General features: G+C 69.0%; 14 protein-coding genes. 6 read left to right on the top strand and 8 right to left on the bottom strand.

The annotated features are described in order from the left end of the window. Window positions 1-47: 47 nt before the first annotated feature. On the top strand, window positions 48-1,232 hold the full coding sequence (locus AKI39_RS01710; RefSeq protein WP_066631853.1) for an MFS transporter: 1,185 nt from the start codon (window positions 48-50) through the stop codon (window positions 1,230-1,232). Between the two features lie 234 nt (window positions 1,233-1,466). Here the strand turns inward: AKI39_RS01710 and ilvD are convergent, their stop codons facing one another. Then, entirely contained in the window at window positions 1,467-3,329 is a 1,863-nt protein-coding gene (gene ilvD / locus AKI39_RS01705; protein ID WP_066631852.1) for a dihydroxy-acid dehydratase, read from the bottom strand. A 313-nt stretch (window positions 3,330-3,642) separates the two neighbouring features. Between ilvD and AKI39_RS01700 the strand changes: the two genes are divergently transcribed. After that, a complete protein-coding gene (locus AKI39_RS01700) occupies window positions 3,643-4,200 on the top strand; it encodes a GNAT family N-acetyltransferase (RefSeq protein WP_066631851.1) in 558 nt (185 codons plus the stop codon). An 86-nt stretch (window positions 4,201-4,286) separates the two neighbouring features. Here the strand turns inward: AKI39_RS01700 and queC are convergent, their stop codons facing one another. From queC to AKI39_RS01680, 4 genes are all read right to left on the bottom strand, one after another. Then, complete coding sequence (gene queC / locus AKI39_RS01695; RefSeq protein ID WP_066631850.1) at window positions 4,287-5,015, bottom strand: 7-cyano-7-deazaguanine synthase QueC; 729 nt, start codon at window positions 5,013-5,015, stop codon at window positions 4,287-4,289. 192 nt (window positions 5,016-5,207) lie between these two features. Further along, window positions 5,208-6,701, bottom strand: coding sequence for an FAD-dependent tricarballylate dehydrogenase TcuA (gene tcuA, locus AKI39_RS01690; protein ID WP_201258542.1), 1,494 nt, complete (start codon window positions 6,699-6,701; stop codon window positions 5,208-5,210). 10 nt (window positions 6,702-6,711) lie between these two features. Continuing rightward, window positions 6,712-8,142, bottom strand: coding sequence for an MmgE/PrpD family protein (locus tag AKI39_RS01685; RefSeq protein WP_066631849.1), 1,431 nt, complete (start codon window positions 8,140-8,142; stop codon window positions 6,712-6,714). After that, window positions 8,139-9,134, bottom strand: a complete 996-nt coding sequence (locus AKI39_RS01680; RefSeq protein WP_158515139.1) for a tripartite tricarboxylate transporter substrate binding protein — start codon at window positions 9,132-9,134, stop codon at window positions 8,139-8,141. Before AKI39_RS01680 ends, AKI39_RS01685 begins: the two co-directional genes overlap by 4 nt. A gap of 179 nt (window positions 9,135-9,313) precedes the next feature. On the opposite strand from AKI39_RS01680, the gene AKI39_RS01675 reads away from it, so the two are divergent. Further along, window positions 9,314-10,720 (top strand): MmgE/PrpD family protein, encoded by a 1,407-nt coding sequence (locus AKI39_RS01675; protein WP_066631845.1) that lies wholly within the window; start codon window positions 9,314-9,316, stop codon window positions 10,718-10,720. Here AKI39_RS01675 and AKI39_RS01670 read toward each other — a convergent pair. Beyond that, entirely contained in the window at window positions 10,712-11,425 is a 714-nt protein-coding gene (locus AKI39_RS01670) for a GntR family transcriptional regulator (protein WP_066631843.1), read from the bottom strand. The genes AKI39_RS01675 and AKI39_RS01670 overlap by 9 nt on opposite strands. 163 nt (window positions 11,426-11,588) lie before the next feature. On the opposite strand from AKI39_RS01670, the gene AKI39_RS01665 reads away from it, so the two are divergent. From AKI39_RS01665 to AKI39_RS01655, 3 genes are read left to right on the top strand one after another with little or no spacing between them, the layout of a single operon-like run. Continuing rightward, window positions 11,589-12,266: a 3-oxoacid CoA-transferase subunit A gene (locus AKI39_RS01665; protein WP_066631841.1), complete on the top strand. Its 678-nt coding sequence runs from the start codon at window positions 11,589-11,591 to the stop codon at window positions 12,264-12,266. Continuing rightward, a complete protein-coding gene (locus AKI39_RS01660; RefSeq protein ID WP_066631840.1) occupies window positions 12,263-12,919 on the top strand; it encodes a 3-oxoacid CoA-transferase subunit B in 657 nt (218 codons plus the stop codon). The genes AKI39_RS01665 and AKI39_RS01660 overlap by 4 nt, the downstream gene beginning before the upstream one ends. 36 nt (window positions 12,920-12,955) lie before the next feature. Next, entirely contained in the window at window positions 12,956-13,288 is a 333-nt protein-coding gene (locus AKI39_RS01655) for an FxLYD domain-containing protein (RefSeq protein WP_066631839.1), read from the top strand. Window positions 13,289-13,348: 60 nt separating this feature from the next. On the opposite strand, the gene AKI39_RS01650 is transcribed toward AKI39_RS01655, so the two are convergent. Together AKI39_RS01650 and AKI39_RS01645 are read right to left on the bottom strand one after the other, a co-directional pair. After that, window positions 13,349-15,886, bottom strand: a complete 2,538-nt coding sequence (locus AKI39_RS01650) for a penicillin acylase family protein (protein ID WP_066631837.1) — start codon at window positions 15,884-15,886, stop codon at window positions 13,349-13,351. 1 nt (window position 15,887) lies between these two features. Beyond that, window positions 15,888-16,763, bottom strand: coding sequence for an endonuclease/exonuclease/phosphatase family protein (locus AKI39_RS01645; RefSeq protein WP_066631835.1), 876 nt, complete (start codon window positions 16,761-16,763; stop codon window positions 15,888-15,890). Between the last annotated feature and the right edge of the window lie 203 nt (window positions 16,764-16,966).

Genomic DNA, 16,966 nt, shown 5'->3' with positions numbered 1-16,966 from the left:
TGGCGGCGCGCAGAATGCAGGCTTCCAACCTTTTTGCGGGAACTGACATGCCTATCGCCTTATGGGCACTCGCCGCTGGTGCCTTCGGCATCGGGACCACCGAATTCGTCATCATGGGCCTGCTGCCCGAGCTGTCCGCGGACCTGGGCGTCGGCCTGTCCACGGCGGGCCTGCTGGTCACCGGCTACGCGCTGGGCGTCTTCATCGGCGCGCCCATCGTCACGCCGCTGATGTCGCGCCTGCAGCGCAAGACGGTGCTGCTGGGCCTGATGCTGCTTTTCACCGTGGGCAACCTGGCCTGTGCGCTGGCACCCGGCTACGGCACGCTGATGGCGGCCCGCGTACTGACCTCCTTCGCGCATGGCGCCTTCTTCGGCATCGGCTCGGTCGTGGCCACCGGCCTGGTCGCGGCGGACAAGAAAGCCTCCGCCATCGCGCTGATGTTTACCGGGCTGACGCTGGCCAACGTGATGGGCGTGCCGCTGGGTACCTGGCTGGGCCAGCATTTCGGCTGGCGCAGCACGTTCTGGGCGGTAACGGCGATCGGCGTCGTGGCCATGATCGCCATCGCGCTGCTGGTGCCGCGCAGCCGGGACGAGCACCGCGCCCATTTCGCGCAAGAGCTGCGCACGCTGGTCCGTCCGCAGGTGCTGCTGGGCTTCCTGATGACCGTGCTGGGCTTCGGCGGCGTGTTCGCGGCCTTTACCTATATCGCGCCCATCCTGACGCAGCTGGCGGGTTTTCCGGACACCGCGGTGTCGCCCATCCTGCTGCTGTTCGGCGTGGGGCTGGTGATCGGCAACACGCTGGGCGGCAAATTCGCCGATCGCCGGCTGATGCCCACGCTGGTGGGCACGCTGCTGATCCTGGCGCTGCTGCAGGCGGTATTCGCATTCACGGCGCACGCCCAGATCGCCGCCGCCATCACCGTCGGCCTGCTCGGCGCTGCGGGCTTCGCGACGGTGCCGCCCTTGCAGATGCGGGTACTGGAAAAGGCGGCCGGCGCGCCCAACCTGGCCTCGGCCTTCAATATCGCGGCCTTCAACCTGGGCAATGCCGCGGGCGCCTGGGTGGGCGGACTCACCATCGACCATGGCCCCGGCCTGGCCGCGCTGCCGTGGGTGGCCAGCCTGATGACGGCGGGGGGATTGCTGGTGGCGCTATACAGCTGGCGGCTGGACCGCCGGACGGGGCCGGTGATCGCGGTACAGCCCGCTTCGGAATGCGCGTAGAGGCGAGTGCCTGCGGCGCCGCGCCGCTGGCACGTACGGACGCCGCGGACGAGAAAAGGCCGATCCTGAAGTGAACGGCCCCCCGAAGGCCGGATTTTCCGTCCAGCTTTCGGGGGGCCGTTCAGTTCTATAGGCCGGCGTTCAGTTCCATGGGCCCGGGTTTTTATGTCACCCACACAGCGTGTGCGGGTGATCCGGGACCGCGGGCTGCTCCAGCAGGCCGGCGTCCGCCTATCAACGCCGCGTCAATTGGCTGACGTCGCGCACGGCGCCGCGGTCGGCCGAGGTGGCCAGCGCGGCATAGGCCTGCAGCGCCTGGGAAACGACACGCTGCCGTTCGCCCGGCTTCCATGCCTTGTCCCCACGGCTGTCCATTTCCTGGCGGCGCGCGGCGAGTTCGGCGTCACTGACATCCAGGTGGATGCGGCGGTTGGGAATATCGATGTGGATGGCATCGCCGTCGTGCACCAGGCCGATGGTGCCGCGTTCAGCCGCCTCCGGCGACGCGTGGCCGATGACCAGGCCGGACGAGCCGCCGGAAAAACGCCCGTCCGTGAACAAGGCGCAGGATTTCCCCAGCCCCTTGGACTTCAGGTAGGACGTGGGATAGAGCATTTCCTGCATGCCCGGCCCGCCCTTCGGCCCTTCGTAGCGGATCACCACGACGTCGCCCGCCACGACCTTGTCGCCCAGGATAGCCTCGACGGCAGCGTCCTGGCTTTCGAAGACGCGCGCGCGGCCCTTGAACACCAGCTGGCTTTCATCCACGCCCGCCGTCTTGACGATGCAGCCCTTCTCGGCCAGGTTGCCGTACAGCACCGCCAGGCCGCCATCCTTGGAATAGGCATGGGCCAGGTCGCGGATGCCGCCGTTGCTGCGGTCCAGGTCCAGGGTCAGGTAGGTCGCGTCCTGGCTGAAGGCCACCTGGGTGGGCACGCCGCCCGGCGCGGCGCGGTAGAACGTGCGGGCCTGCTCGCCGGCGCCGCCGTTGATATCCCATTTTTCCAGCGCCTTGCCCAGGGTGCCGCTGTGCGCATTGCCCGCCGAGAGATCCAGCAGGCCGGCACGGGCGAGTTCGCCCAGGATGCCGATCACACCCCCCGCGCGGTGCACGTCCTCGATGTGGTACTTGTCGGTGGCCGGCGCGGCCTTGCACAGGCAGGGCGTGCGGCGCGAGATGCGGTCGATGTCCGCCATGGTGAAATCCACGCCGGCTTCCTGCACGGCCGCCAGCAAGTGCAGGACGGTATTGGTGGACCCGCCCATGGCGACATCCAGCGTCATGGCGTTTTCGAAGGCGGCGCGGGTGGCGATATTGCGCGGCAGGACCGAGGCATCGTCCTGCTCGTAATAGCGGCGGCACAGCTCGACGACCAGGCGGCCGGCTTCCTCGAACAGCCCCTTGCGCCAGGCATGGGTGGCCACGATGGTGCCGTTGCCCGGCAGGGCCAGGCCCAGGGCTTCGGTCAGGCAGTTCATGGAATTGGCCGTGAACATGCCGGAACAGGAGCCGCAGGTCGGGCACGCGCTGCGCTCGTACTCGGCGACTTCCGCATCGGACATCTTGGGATCGGCGGCCTTGATCATGGCGTCGATCAGGTCGATCTTGGCCAGCACCTTGCCGTCCGTGGGCGACTTGATCTTGCCCGCTTCCATCGGCCCGCCCGAGACGAAGACGACGGGGATGTTCAGGCGCATCGCGGCCATCAGCATGCCCGGGGTGATCTTGTCGCAGTTCGAGATGCACACCATGGCGTCCGCGCAATGGGCGTTCACCATGTATTCGACCGAGTCGGCGATCAGTTCGCGCGACGGCAGCGAATACAGCATGCCGTCGTGTCCCATGGCGATACCGTCGTCCACCGCGATCGTGTTGAATTCCTTGGCGATCGCGCCGGCCTTTTCGATCTCGCCGGCGACCAGCGCCCCCAGGTCGCGCAGGTGCACGTGGCCGGGCACGAACTGCGTGAAGGAGTTCACCACCGCGATGATGGGCTTGCCGAAGTCGCCGTCCTTCATGCCGGTGGCGCGCCACAGGGCGCGGGCGCCGGCCATGTTGCGGCCGTGGGTGGAAGTGCGGGAACGGTATTGCGGCATGGCGTGTCGTCTCGGAAAGAGCGGGTTTTATCAGGACGCCCGCGCCGCGCGGGCGCGGCTAGCCGGGCGGACCGGGCCAAAAGCTTGCAATCATAACGCCTGGGCCAGGCCGGCGGCCGCGCGGGCCGGGCCCTTGCCGCGGGATGCCGCCCCTGCACCTGATCCCCGTCGTCGTGCCGGGGAATGTCCGGATGCCGGCGCTTCCCGCTTTTGCGCGGACTGTCGCATAATTCCGCATCGCTTCGATCCCGGCCGGCTGTCCCACGCGGATTTTTCGTCCGGTCCCTTCCGATCCCTTTGCCGTCTTCACGCAATGCCTCCTACCCTCTCTTCCGGCCCGATCATCCGCGACGCCTCGGCCGACGACATGGCGGCCATCCAGGCCATCTACAGTCATCACGTCCTGCATGGCACGGCCTCTTTCGAGCTGACGCCGCCCAGCCTGGAGGAAATGCAGCAGCGGCGCGCGGCGGTGCTGGCCCACAAGCTCCCTTACCTGGCGGCCGAGCTGGACGGGCAGATCGCCGGCTACGCCTACGCCACGCTGTACCGGCCCCGCCCGGCGTATCGCTATACCTGCGAGGATTCCGTCTACGTCAAGCCCGGCATGGCGGGCCATGGGATAGGCGGACGCCTGCTGGCCGAACTGATCCAGCGCTGCACGGCGCTGGGATGGAGGCAGATGCTGGCCGTGGTGGGCGACAGCGCCAACGCGGCTTCGCTGGCGGTACACGCGCGCTGCGGCTTCCATCCCGTCGGGACGCTGCGGTCGGTCGGACACAAACTGGGCGAATGGCGGGATACGGTGCTGATGCAGCGCGCGCTGGGCGAAGGCGATACGACCCCGCCGGGCGGCGCGGCCGCGGAATAGGTACGCGCATCGGCGGCCGGGCCGCCAAGGCGAGACGCACAGCCGCGCCGCCCGGCGTAGCGTGACAAGACTGCGGACAGGCCGCCCTACGCCGGCGGCAACGGCGCGGCCTGGCCGCCGGCCCAGCGCTCCCAGCCGGCCTTGCGCAGGGCGCAGGCCGGACACGTGCCGCAGCCATGGCCCCAGTCATGGCGGACGCCGCGTTCGCCCAGATAGCAGGTGTGGCTTTCGTCGATGATGATCCGCACCAGATCGTCACCGCCCAGCCGCTGCGCCAAGGCCCAGGTCTGGGCCTTGTCCAGCCACATCAGCGGGGTTTCGATGGTGACCCGGGTGCCCAGTCCCAGCGCCAGGGCCACCTGCTGGGCCTTCATCGTATCGTCGCGGCAGTCGGGATAGCCGGAAAAGTCCGTCTCGCACATGCCGCCGACCAGCACGTCCAGCTGCCGGCGATAGCCCAGGGCCGCCGCCAGCGTCAGAAACAGCAGGTTGCGGCCCGGCACGAAGGTATTGGGCAGGCCGTTGGCCTGCATTTCGATCTGCCGGTCGCTGGTCAGGGCCGTATCGCCTACCTGCCCGAGTACGGACAGATCCAGCAGGTGGTCGTCGCCCAGGCGCGACGCCCACCGCGGTATGCGGGCCCGCAATTCGCGCAGCACGTTTTGCCGCGCATCGAGTTCGATGCGATGGCGCTGGCCGTAATCGAACGCGACCGTTTCGACATGGGCATAGCGTTCCAGGGCCCAGGCCAGGCAGGTTGTCGAATCCTGCCCGCCGGAAAACAGCACCAGGGCGCGGCGCTCGTGGTTTTGCACGGAAACTCCGAAGTATCGAGGCCGGCGCACCGGCCGACCGCCGCGCGATCGCGGGAATCGCGCGCGACGGTTCAGGGGATATACCGTGCAATTAGAACCGCCGCGACTCCCTGTCGTCAAAGACCGCCGGCCGGGATCCCCGGCCGGCGTGCCGGCATTCTCGCCCGCCCGTGCCGCGAGGCTCCCGCCACGTCAGGCCAGCGCCGCCTCCGCCGCGCCACGCCCGGCGATGCGCCCGAAGATCGCCCCGGACACCAGCCCCGTGCCGCTGGGATAGTTGAAGTAGAAGAGGCCGCCCACCATTTCACCGGCACAGTACAGGCCCGGCATGGGGTTCAGGTGAACGTTCAGCACCTGGCCGTTTTCCGGATCGATGCGCAGGCCGCCGAAGGTGAACGTGATGCCGCAGGTCGTCGCATAGGCGTGGTACGGCGGCGTATCCAGCGCCTGCGCCCAGTTGGACTTGGGCGGCTCGATGCCTTGGGTGGACAAGCCGTCCTTGATCGTCGGATCGAAAGCCACGTCCTTGCGGATCGACGCGTTGTAGGACTTCACCGTCTCCAGGAAGGCGGCCGGATCCACGCCTTCCAGCTTCTGCGCCAGCTCTTCCAGCGTATCCGCCGTGGCCTTGGTCATCATCTTGATGCGGTATTCCGAGCGCAGCAGGTTCGTGACCTTGGAATCGAACACCTGCCAGGCGAACTGGCCGGGCTGCTTCAGGACCTCGCCGCCGTACTTGGCGTAGGTGAAGGAATGGAAATCCAGTCCTTCGTCGACGAAGCGCTTGCCATGGGCATTGATCAGCAGGCCGAAGATGTAGCTATGCTTCTGGAACTGGTCGCCGACGTTGACGTCGCCGAACTCCGGCGCGTTCAGGTCCCAGCCGGTCGCGTGGCAGCCCGACCAGTTGCCGTGGGCAGCGGCGCCGGCTTCCAGCGCCATGCGCAGCCCGTCGCCCTGGTTGAAGCGCGAGCCTCGCACCTTGGCCAGTTCCCACCCCGGCCCCAAGTAGCGGGCGCGCATCTCCGGATTGCCTTCGAACCCGCCGCAGGCCAGGACCACCGATTTGGCTTCGAACACGACGGGCTGGCCGTCCTGGGTCCCGCGGATGCCGGTGACCCGGTCGCCCTCCGTGATCAGCGACTTGGCGCGCGTCTTGTAGTGCACGTCGATGCCCGCGTTCCTGGCCGCCTTGTCCAGGAACTGCACCAGGCCCGCGCCCCCGCCCGACACTTCGATGGGCAGGCGGCCGAAGAACTTGCGCCGGCCGTTGACCAGAGAGGACTGCCGCCCGTAGTTCGGCACGAACTTGGCGCCCTTGGAACGCAGCCACACCATCACGTCCAGGCTTTGCGTGACCAGGATTTCCGACAACTGCGGATCGGTGCGATAGCTGGTCAGGCGAAACAGGTCGTCGAAGTATTCGTCCGTGGTGTTGGTGAAGTAATCGCTGGTCGCGATTTCCTCCTCGGTCAGGTCGGTGACTTTCTTCAGGTCCTCCACCGACTCGTAGGCGAAGCGCATGACGCCGCCGGCGAAGCGGCTGTTGCCGCCCGATTCGTCTTCGGAGGCCGCCTCCAGGATGGCGACCCGCACGCCATGCTCGCGTGCGGACAGCGCCGCGCACAGCGCCGCGTTGCCCTTGCCGACCACCACCACGTCATAACGATGAATATGCTCTTCCACTTCCGGGTCCTCAGTCTATGGCGGCGCTTGCGATCAGCGCCATCAGCGCCTCCATGCGAGGCAGGGTTTCAACACGTTCGATGCCGTCGGCGATGGCGCCCACGGCATCCTTGCGCAGCGCGCGCTCGGCGCACAGCACGAATTTGTCCCGCAGCAGCGCGGGCGGCAGCGGATTGGCCGACGTGCGCCCCAGCGGCTGGTCCACCTGCGACTCCAGTACCGTGCCGTCGCGCAGCGTGATGCGCACGCGGCCGCCGAAGTGGTTGGTGGCGGGAAAGACTTCCTCCTCCGCCTGGTCGTAGGGCGCCACGTGGATGCGGCCCAGCAGCGCGCGCGCGGCCGGCTGCATATAGGCGTCCGGCTCGAAGTCGGCGACGCCGACCTTGGCGTCCAGCAGCGCGCGCGCCAGGACGTACTGCAGGCTGAACTTCGCGTCCAGCGGGCTGTTCGGGTCGGGCCGGTTGGTGTGCGCCAAGCGGCGCGAATGGATCCAGGCGTCCACGCGGGCCACGTCGTCCGGCCGTGGACGATGGCGGCGCGCCAGGTCCAGCATGGCGTCCAGTGCCGGGTGCGTGCTGCCGCAGCACGGATACTGCTTGATGGCGATGCCAGGCTGGACGATATCCAGCGGATCGGCCCAGGCGTCCAGCGCGCGGCGCGTGTCGTAGGTGCCCGGCCCGTTGAACACATCCAGGAACCCCTGCCTGTGCTCGAAGACGGTGGCGCGATTGGCGGTGAAGCCCAGGCGCGCCAGCCGCGCGGCGTACAGCCCGTTGCGCGCGCAATGGCCGACGTGCAAGGGCTTGGTCATCGTCCCGAAGTTCGCCTTGATGCCCGACGCGAACGAGGCCGCCAGCGCCAGCGCGGTGGCCGTGGCATCGCCGTCCAGGCCCATCAGCTTGGCGCAGGCCGCCGCGGCGCCGAAGGTGCCCAGCGTGGCCGTGGGATGCCAGCCCTTGGTGTAGTGGTGAAAGTTGACCGCCAGCCCCAGCTTGCATTCGGCCTCGAACCCCGCCACATAGGCCAGTACGAAGTCGCGCCCGCTGGCGTTCAGCTGCTGCGCCAACGGCAGCAGCGCCGACAGGACCGGCGCGGAGGGATGGCCGCCTATCGTGTTGTTGCAGTCGTCGAAGTCCAGCGCATGGGAGGCGGTGCCGTTGATCAGCGCCGCGTCCAGCACGCCAATGTGGCGCCGCGTGCCCAGCACCAGCGCCGGACCGTCCTGGGTGTCCAGCGCCTGCGCGGCCAGCCGCGGCGCCTCCTCGTGCGCCCCCGCCAGCGTGACGCCGATGGTGTCGAGCAGGCCGACGCGCGCCCAATGGATGGCGTCGCCGGGCAGGTCCTCGTAGGCCAGCGCGGCGATGCGGTTTCCCAGTTCGCGGGCCAGGCCCGCGGCCCCGGCGGATGCGCCGCCGCGTTCGAGTTCGTCTGGATCGCTCATTCGGTCGGTATTCCCATTTTCTTGATAAGCGCCTGCCACCGCTCCACTTCGGCGCGGATGTGGGCGCGAAAGGCGTCCGGTGAACTGCTGGTGGGCTCGGATCCGTCGGCCGCCATGCGCTGCGCCACCTCGGGCAGCGCGACGATGCGCACGATTTCCTTGTTCAGCTTGTTCACGATGGGGGCAGGGGTATGCGCCGGCGCGAGCATGCCGTACCAGCCCGCGACGTTGTATCCGGGCACGCCGGCTTCCTGCATGGTGGGCAGCTCCGGCGAGGCCGGCGAACGCCTGTCCGTCGTGACCGCCAGCGGACGCAGGCGGCCCGCCTTGATCAGCACATCGGCCTGCAGGCGGGTGGAGAACAGCATGTCGATCTGGCCGCCGGCGACGTCCGTCATGGCCGGCGATCCGCCCTTGTACGGCACGTGCGTCAACGGGATGTCCGCCAGCGAGGAGAACAGCGCGCCCGACAGGTGGCTGAGCCCGCCGATGCCGGAGGACCCGTAGGTCATCGGCTTGGCCTGACGCGCCTTTGCCAGCGCGATCAGGTCCTTGACGCTGCGCACCGGCAGATTGGGATTGACCACCAGCACGTAGGGCTGCGAGGTGATCTGCGAGATGGGCGCGAAATCGGTCAGCAGGTTGTAGGGCTGCTTGTGCCCCTGCAGCGTGACGTTGACGGTGGCGCTGGCCGTCATCATGGTCAGGGTATAGCCGTCCGGCTCGGACTTCGCCGCCATTTCCAGGCCGATCGTGCTGTTGCCCCCGGCCCGGTTTTCCACCACGACGGACTGGTTCCAGGCCAAGGTCATCTGGTGGGCGATTTCGCGGCCGATGATGTCGGTGCCGCCGCCCACGGCAAAGGGAATCAGCAGGCGGATCGGGCGCGACGGATATTTCGCGGCTTCTTCCGGGCCTTGCGCGCGCACGCGCGGCACGACCGCGGCGCCGGCCAGCGCCAGTCCCAACGCATTGAGCCGTCGTCTCCGCATGTCCATACGCCGATCTCCTCCTGCTGGCGCGACGGCGCGCCGCGGCGCCCTTGCAGGGCGGGCACGGGCCGTGTCCAGCGCTGTTTCGCGCGGCCTTGTCCCGGCCGCGGCTTGTCCTTCGTGTTTAGAATACCACGGTATACTATTTTTGAAAGACGCCTACACCCCAGGATCGCGCCATGTCACTTCCCCCGATTTCCCCTCCCCAGCCGCCGCGGGAAGAGACGTCCGAGCACGATGCCGACACCGCGTCCAGGACGCTGGCGCACTTCGCCGCAAGCCTGCGATTCGAGGACATCCCGGGGGACGTCCGGGAGCGCGCGGCGGCCTGCATCGCGGACACCCTGGGATGCATGGTCTACGGCGCGCGCTTTCCCTGGAGCACGATGACCGCGGCCTACGCCCGCCGCTACGGCGGCCAGGGCGCGTGCACCATCTTCGGCGCGGCCGGCCCCGGCGTCACGGCGCCCCAGGCGGCACTGGCCAACGGCGCGGCCGCCCACGCCTTCGAACAGGACAGCCTGCGCTATCCCGGCGCCGGCGTGCATCCGGGCGCCACCCTGGTCCCCGTCGTGGCCGCCGTCGCCCAGGAAACCGGCGCGGACGGGCGGCGGGCGCTGACCGCCTTCGTCGCGGGCTGCGAAGTGCTGTTCCGCATCGGCGCCGCATCCCGCCACAGCAGCGAAAAGCTGGGCTTCCATGCGCCGGGCCTGACCGGCCCCTATGGCGCGGCCGTCGTCGCCGGTGTGCTGCTGGGGCTGGACGCCGCCGGGATCGCGCGCGCCCTGGGCATCGCGGGATCGCTGTCGGCGGGCCTGCTGGCCTTCACCAAATCCCGCGAGGGCGCGATGGTCAAGCGCCTGCACATGGGCCGCGCGTGCGAAGCCGGCATCCTGGCCGCGCGCCTTGCGGCCGACGGCTACACCGGCCCCGAAACCATCCTGGAAGGCCGCTTCGGCTTCCTGGACACCTATTGCCGCGATGCCGATCCGCAGCGGCTGACGGCCGGCCTGGGTAACGAATGGGAAACGCTGCGCATCTGCATGAAGCGCTATGCCTGCCACGTCACGCCGCAGGCCGCCATGCAGGCCCTGCGCGAGATGATGGCCGCGCACGGTTTTGCCGGCGGCGACGTGGCCGAGCTGGCGCTGGGCATGTCGGAAAAGGTGGTCAGCCATCACGACATCCGCCGTCCCGGCGACATCATGACGGCGCAATACAGCGTGCCCTTCTGCGTCGCCCTGTCGCTGTACCGCGATCCCGAGGACCCGCGCGCGTTCGACGCATCGGCGCTGGACGACGCCGCGATCGCGGACCTGTGCGGGCGGATCGCGCTGTCCGCGGCACAGGCGCTGCCGTCGGCATGGAGCGCGCGCATCGCCGTGACGCTGCGCGACGGACGCCGCCTGGAGGCCCTGGCATGCGACTACAAGGGCATGCCGCAAACGCCGATGTCCGGCCCCGAACTGCGGCGGCGCTTCCTGCTGTTGACCGAAGAAGCCCTGGGCGCGCGGGACGCCGGCGACTGGTACGACAGGCTCATGCGGCTGCCGGCGCAGCCGTCGCTGCCGCTGCCGTCAGCCTGACTGCTTTTCCCCGCCCAGCGGCGGCCGGCGCGGCGCCTCGCCGACCAGCTTCGTATGCTGGACGCGCGTCCGGGCCCGCAGCGCGTTTTGCACGTGCCGGGCCGCCACGGCGCGCGCCGCGGCCTCGTCGTGCGCGGCGATGGCCTCGTACAGTTCGCGGTGCTCCTCGATGACCTGCTCGCGGCGTTCTTCGATGACCAGCGTGGATATGTTCCGGTACGCCGAGAGCGTGTCGGCCGTGATCAGCAGGAACTTCAGCAGGAATTGATTGTGCGCGGCCCGGTACACCAGGTCGTGGAAGGTACGGTTGTGCTCGTACATCTGCTCCGGCTGGTCGCGTATCGAGGACTCATGGTCGACCAGATGCTTGAGCGTGGCGATTTCCGCATCGGTGGCGCGCTTGGACGCCAAGGCCGCCGCCGCGCCTTCCAGCAACTCGCGCACGGCATACAGCTCCTGCACCGCCTCGTCGTCGATGGACGCCACCACCAGGCCACGGCGCGGATGCTGGGTCAGCAGGCCCTCGTTTTCCAGGCGGCGCAGCCCTTCGCGGGCTGGCGTGCGACTGATGCCGAGCCATTCCGCCACCTTGTATTCGGACACGCGGTCGCCCGGCTTCAGGTCATTGGCCAGGATCGCTTCGCGTACCGACTCGTAGGCAACGTCGCCTAGCAGCTGATTGGAGTCGTAGGGTTTTCTTGTCATAAGTCATATCCCGCGGCGGCAGCCAGGCGCACGAAAACAAGGTGGGGGCCGTCAACAGGCCCCAGGGCAAAAGTGTTCACGCTGAGGACAGTGCCTTGACGGTGGCCGGCGTGCCGTGAAAGCATCCTGGATTGTAGAACCTCCCCATGTTTCCGGACCGCCCATGATTTCCAAACTCGTAGAAAGCGCCGCCGAGGCGCTGGCCGACATCCCGGATGGCGCCACCATCCTGATCGGCGGCTTCGGGCCCGCTGGCCAGCCGATCGAGCTGATCGATGCCCTGCTGGCCCAGGGCGCCAAGGACCTGGTGATCGTCAACAACAACGCCGGCAACGGCACGACGGGGCTTGCCGCCCTGCTGGGCGCCGGCCGCGTGCGCAAGATCATCTGTTCGTTTCCGCGCCAGGCGGATTCGCAGATCTTCGACGGCCTGTACCGCGCCGGCAAGATCGAACTGGAACTCGTCCCGCAAGGCACGCTGGCCGAGCGCATCCGCGCCGCCGGCGCGGGCATCGGTGGCTTTTTTACCCCCACGGCCTACGGCACCCCGTTGGCCGAGGGCAAGGAAACGCGCGAGCTGAACGGCAAGCAGTATGTTTTCGAATTGCCGCTGCATGCGGACTACGCCCTGATCAAGGCCGAGCGCGCGGACCGCTGGGGCAACCTGACCTACCGCAAGACCGCCCGCAACTTCGGGCCCATCATGGCCAGCGCGGCCAAGGTCGCCGTGGCCCAGGTCCGCGAAATCGTCGAACTGGGCGAACTGGAACCGGAAGCCATCGTCACCCCGGGCATCTTCGTCAAGCGCGTGGTGCGCATCGATGGGAGCGTAAACCAATGAACACCAAACTGACCCGCGACCAGATCGCGGCTCGCGTCGCCCAGGACATCCCGGAAGGCGCCTACGTGAACCTGGGCATCGGCCTGCCCACGCTGGTGGCGAACCACCTGCCCGCCGACCGCGAGATCGTGCTGCATACCGAAAACGGCATGCTGGGCATGGGCCCCGCGCCGGCCAAGGGCCAGGAGGACTACGACCTGATCAATGCCGGCAAGCAGCCGGTCACCCAGGTGCCGGGCACGTCCTTCTTCCACCACGCGGACTCCTTCGCGATGATGCGTGGCGGCCACCTGGACATCTGCGTGCTGGGCGCGTTCCAGGTCTCGGTCAACGGCGACCTGGCCAACTGGCACACCGGCGGGGCCGATGCCATCCCCGCCGTGGGCGGGGCGATGGACCTGGCCAGCGGCGCCAAGCAGGTCTTCGTCATGATGGAACTGGCCACGCGCGACGGCCAAAGCAAGCTGGTGCCGCAATGCACCTATCCGCTGACGGGCGTGCGCTGCGTATCGCGCGTCTATACCGACGTCGCCGTCTTCGATATCCGCGCCGACGGCGTCTACGTCATCGACATGTTCGGCGACACGGAGCCGGCGGCGCTCGAACGCATGACCGGACTTCCGCTACGATTCGAGCTACCGGTCGCCCGCTGATATCCTGGGGGCGACGCCTATCGCGGGAGAACCCCCATGAAACGCCTGCTTGCCACCGCCATCCTTGCCGCCGCCGCCTTCAGCGCGGCGGCGCAATCGCTGCCTCAAGGCGTCACGATCGACAACCTGGCGGCGGTGAAGGATACCGGCAAGGGCACCACCTACATCCGGGCCACCGTGCATAACGACAGCGGCAAGACGCTGAACCGCGTGTCGGTGCTGTTCCAGCTTCAGGACGCCCAGGGCAATGTCATCGGCACCACGTCGGCCCAGACTTTCAACCTGCCCGACAAGCAGACCTGGAACGTGACCGCCACGACACCGCTGCCGTTCAGCCGGTTCTCGCCCTACGAAATCAAGGCCGAGTAGCGGCACCCCAGATCAGGGCAGCGGCACGAAGGCCAGGCAAGGCGCCGGATAGCCGACGCATCAAGGCTGCAGCGTAAGCGTATGCGCCGCCGCGCCCGGCACGAAGGGCGACGCGGCGCCATCCACCCAATCCTGGTGCCCCGCCAGGAAGAATGGCGACATGGGGTGCCCTGACGCGCCCCCCGGCATTTCGAGTATTCCCTGCGCTTCCCTGCTCGGCGCCACGACGAAGCGTTCGGACGCGCCGAAGGACGGCCGCTGCACGCGCGGCATATTGATATCCCCCGGCACCGCCTGCACAGGCGCCGCGAACCACGCCCGCACCGGCTCGGGCAGCAGGCCCGCGAAGGCGTGGCCGATCGCCAGCTGGTTGCGTTCGCCCCAATCCGCCTGCTCCAGCGGCGCGCCGCGCGGTCGGTTGCGGGTAATGGTTTCGTCGATGGCGGCCAGCACGAACGCGCGCCAGTCGCCGTAATGGGCGGGCACCCACGCCTTCGCATCGACCAGGGCGCGCATGACGGCCTCCAGCCGCGAGGAAGCGCGGCCCACCGAAATCAACGGCGCGAGTTCCGGAGCGCGCGCCGACAGCCGTTCGTCCAGTCCGGCGAACCAGGCGCCATACAGCGTTTCTCGGAAATCGCGCACCAGCGTATAGCCTGCCTGGTCGACATCGGCGCGGCCGTTCCACTGCAGCAGGATGCGGCGGAACGCGGCGCGGTCCGGATGCCGCGTCAACGCGGACGCGTCCAGCACGTCCAACGCCAGCTGGCGCCAGAACGACAGCCAAAGACCGCGGTCGTCCAGCTGGATGGCGAGCAGGTCTTGTTCATCGTGCTGGTCCCGCGCCAACAGGGCGTCGCGGATCTGCGTGCCGCGCAGGCCGACGTCCGCGCCGCCGTCGCCGATCGCGCGCTGGCGCGCGGCCTCGCCGAGCTGGGTGTTATTGGCCGTCCACAAGCGGCCCGAAGGCGGATCCACGACACGCGGATACTGCCGGGGCGGCAGGCGCCCGGCCGGCGCGGCCGCCTTCGCGGCGTCGACCGGATAGCCGTCGGGATCCCGGGTGGCCAAGGGCAACGGGCCGGCCAGCGTCCAGCCGATATGGCCCGCGTGGTCCGCCACCAGGATGTTCTGCGTCGGTACGCCGGCGCGCTGCGCCACGCGCAGCGCCTCGTCCACATCGCGCGCCGTTTCCATGCCCAGCAGGCCCAGGTCGGCGGCATCGGGCCGGTAGGCGACCCACTCGACGGCATAGGTATCGTCGCCTACCTGAAGCTCCGGTCCCCAACGCGTCTCCAGGACCGGCCTTCGTACCGGCGCACCGCCCTTCACCTGTATCCATTCATCGTGCTCGACCGCGGTTTCCCATTCGCCGGACGGGCCGCGATAGCGACGCGGATCGGCGGAATCGCGCTGCAGGTGTATCAGGTCGATGTAGTGGCCATAGCTGTTGGCGTAGCCCCATGCCACGTCGCCGTTGCTGCCCGCCACCACCACGGGCGTGCCCGGCAGGCTGATACCGGCGATGCGGCGCGGCGACCCATCGCGCAGCACCAGCGTCAGGCGATACCAGATATTGGGCAGCCGCAGCCCCAGGTGCATATCGTTGGCTAACCGCGCCGCGCCGTCCACGCCGTGCGACCCGGCCACGGCAAAGGCGTTGCTGCCGACCTCCCCGCCCTCATCGGACGCGGCCTCCTGCGGGAAGATGCCGGCGAACAGCGGACCGACCGCGGCGGCAAGATCACCGTCCGCCCGGCCCGCGGAGTGATGGTCCCCCGGCGCCGCGGCACCGGCATTGCGATCCACCGGAACCGCGCGAGATCGCGCGGCGCCGCGCCCATCCAGCCAGTCGGGCCGGGCGCGCGGCACGCGCGGCGTGGGCGCGTCGGGAGCGAGGCCGTCCAGCGGCGCGTCAAGCGTACTGGCCCGCGGCGTCAGGAAGGCCAGCATGTCGGCGGACACCGCATCGCGCAGGAAACCGCGCGACAGCACGCGATTCAATTCGGCCGATTGCAGGTCCAGATACATCGCGTCCACCACCAGCAGCGTGTCTTCGGGACGCCAGGGCTGCGGCCGCACGCCCAGCACCCCGTATTCGAAGGGCCATACCGGCAGCGCCGCCTGGGCCGCGTTCACCCCATCGGCATAACGCTGCAGCAGCTCACGCTGGCCGGGGGGCAGCGCGGCATAGGCCGCCTGCGCACGCGCGCGGAACCGATGCATGCGATTGCGCTGGTCCAGGGGGATGGCGTCCGCGCCCACCAGCGCGGCGACTTCGCCGGCGGCCACCCGCCGCAGCAGGTCCATCTGGAAATAGCGATCCTGGCCATGCGCGTAGCCGGTCGCATAGGCGAGGTCCAGGCGATTCGCGGCAGTCACCGTCACGGTCCCCCGGGCATCGCGCTCGATCGTGGCGGACGCTGACAAGCCGGTGGCGTCGATGGTGCCGTCCAGGCGCGGCAGGCTGGCATGCATCGCCCACCACGCGACCCCGCCGGCCGCGGCAGCCAGCACGAGCACGGCGGCGCCCAGCAGCGCCAGGACACGCCCCCACCGGCGCGCGACGCGGAAGGCTCGCGGCCGCCACGGCGTCATGTCAGCGGAATTCCACGACGACGGGCTGGTGGTCCGATGCCGCGCTTTGCGGGTCGACGTCGCACCGGACAAGCCGGGTGGCCAGGTCCGGCGTCACAAAAACGAAGTCGCAGGCAAAGGGCCCCTGCGGCCACTGCACGCGGTCGTACACGCCCACCGTCGGTGCGTGCGGCACTTGGCCATGCCGGGCCAGCCAGGCATCGTTAAATGACGGCACGCCGGCCGGCATGGGCTCCAGCATGCGCTGATAGGCCGGGTCGTCCACCGCGCTGTTGAAGTCGCCACAGACCAGCCCGGCAAGGGGACGCTCCACCGCGGCGAAGGGGCCGCTGGGGTCGCCATGCGGACTGGGCCGCATGGCATGGCCGCATGCCTCCACGTGCAAGTCGCGCAGAGCCTGCGCTTGCGCGAGGCGCTGCGGCGCCGAATAGAACTCCAGGTGCGTGGTGGTCACCCGCACAGGGCCGATATCGCTGAGCAACACCGCTTCGAGCGCCACGCGCGGCATCGACTTGACCGTGGGGTCGGACGGCCACGGCAGGCTGTGGCGGAATACGGGGCCCACGGGATAGCGCGTAATGATGGCGTTGCCGTTCTGGCGGCGCGGCGCGCCCAGCCGCGCGGGGGGCAGGTCCGCGCCGATACCGCTGAGCACGGTATATCCGGGCAGCAGCGCGCCGAGCGCGGCGAATTGATCCGCGTCGGGCCCGCCCGGCAGGCCGCCCGCGGCCGCATCGCCATGGAAACCGCGCGTGACTTCCTGCAGGCACAGGACGTCGAAGTCGCACAGGCGCCGTGCCTCGTCGACGATGCGGCGCAGGTCTACTCTGCCGTCCACGCCGCGGCCCCATTGAATATTCCAGTTCACCAGTCGCATGTGGCCTGTTTTACCAGCCGCCCTGTTACGCGTCCACCGGCTTCTCGCGTGCCGGCGTACGCCTTTTACGGAAAAAAACGCCGGCGACGCCGGCGTGCGCCGACCGCCGGGGCGGCGCGCTCGCATTCCGGCACGCGCATTTCATCCGCACAGGGAACAGCGCGGAACGGCAGGGGCACTCAACGCGCCTTGAAGGGAGTACA

This window comes from Bordetella sp. H567 (assembly GCF_001704295.1).
Classification (GTDB): Bacteria; Pseudomonadota; Gammaproteobacteria; order Burkholderiales; family Burkholderiaceae_B; genus Bordetella_C.
Note: the sequence above shows the minus strand (reverse complement) of the source record. Positions and strands in the feature narration are given on the sequence as shown.

Bases quoted from the DNA above. Each gene is read 5' to 3' on its own strand.
- AKI39_RS01710 (WP_066631853.1), top strand. From the start codon at position 48: ATGCCTATCGCCTTATGGGCACTCGCCGCTGGTGCCTTCGGCATCGGG.
- ilvD (WP_066631852.1), bottom strand. From the start codon at position 3,329: ATGCCGCAATACCGTTCCCGCACTTCCACCCACGGCCGCAACATGGCC.
- AKI39_RS01700 (WP_066631851.1), top strand. From the start codon at position 3,643: ATGCCTCCTACCCTCTCTTCCGGCCCGATCATCCGCGACGCCTCGGCC.
- AKI39_RS01685 (WP_066631849.1), bottom strand. From the start codon at position 8,142: ATGAGCGATCCAGACGAACTCGAACGCGGCGGCGCATCCGCCGGGGCC.
- AKI39_RS01680 (WP_158515139.1), bottom strand. From the start codon at position 9,134: ATGCGGAGACGACGGCTCAATGCGTTGGGACTGGCGCTGGCCGGCGCC.
- AKI39_RS01675 (WP_066631845.1), top strand. From the start codon at position 9,314: ATGTCACTTCCCCCGATTTCCCCTCCCCAGCCGCCGCGGGAAGAGACG.
- AKI39_RS01670 (WP_066631843.1), bottom strand. From the start codon at position 11,425: ATGACAAGAAAACCCTACGACTCCAATCAGCTGCTAGGCGACGTTGCC.
- AKI39_RS01665 (WP_066631841.1), top strand. From the start codon at position 11,589: ATGATTTCCAAACTCGTAGAAAGCGCCGCCGAGGCGCTGGCCGACATC.
- AKI39_RS01660 (WP_066631840.1), top strand. From the start codon at position 12,263: ATGAACACCAAACTGACCCGCGACCAGATCGCGGCTCGCGTCGCCCAG.
- AKI39_RS01655 (WP_066631839.1), top strand. From the start codon at position 12,956: ATGAAACGCCTGCTTGCCACCGCCATCCTTGCCGCCGCCGCCTTCAGC.
- AKI39_RS01650 (WP_066631837.1), bottom strand. From the start codon at position 15,886: ATGACGCCGTGGCGGCCGCGAGCCTTCCGCGTCGCGCGCCGGTGGGGG.
- AKI39_RS01645 (WP_066631835.1), bottom strand. From the start codon at position 16,763: ATGCGACTGGTGAACTGGAATATTCAATGGGGCCGCGGCGTGGACGGC.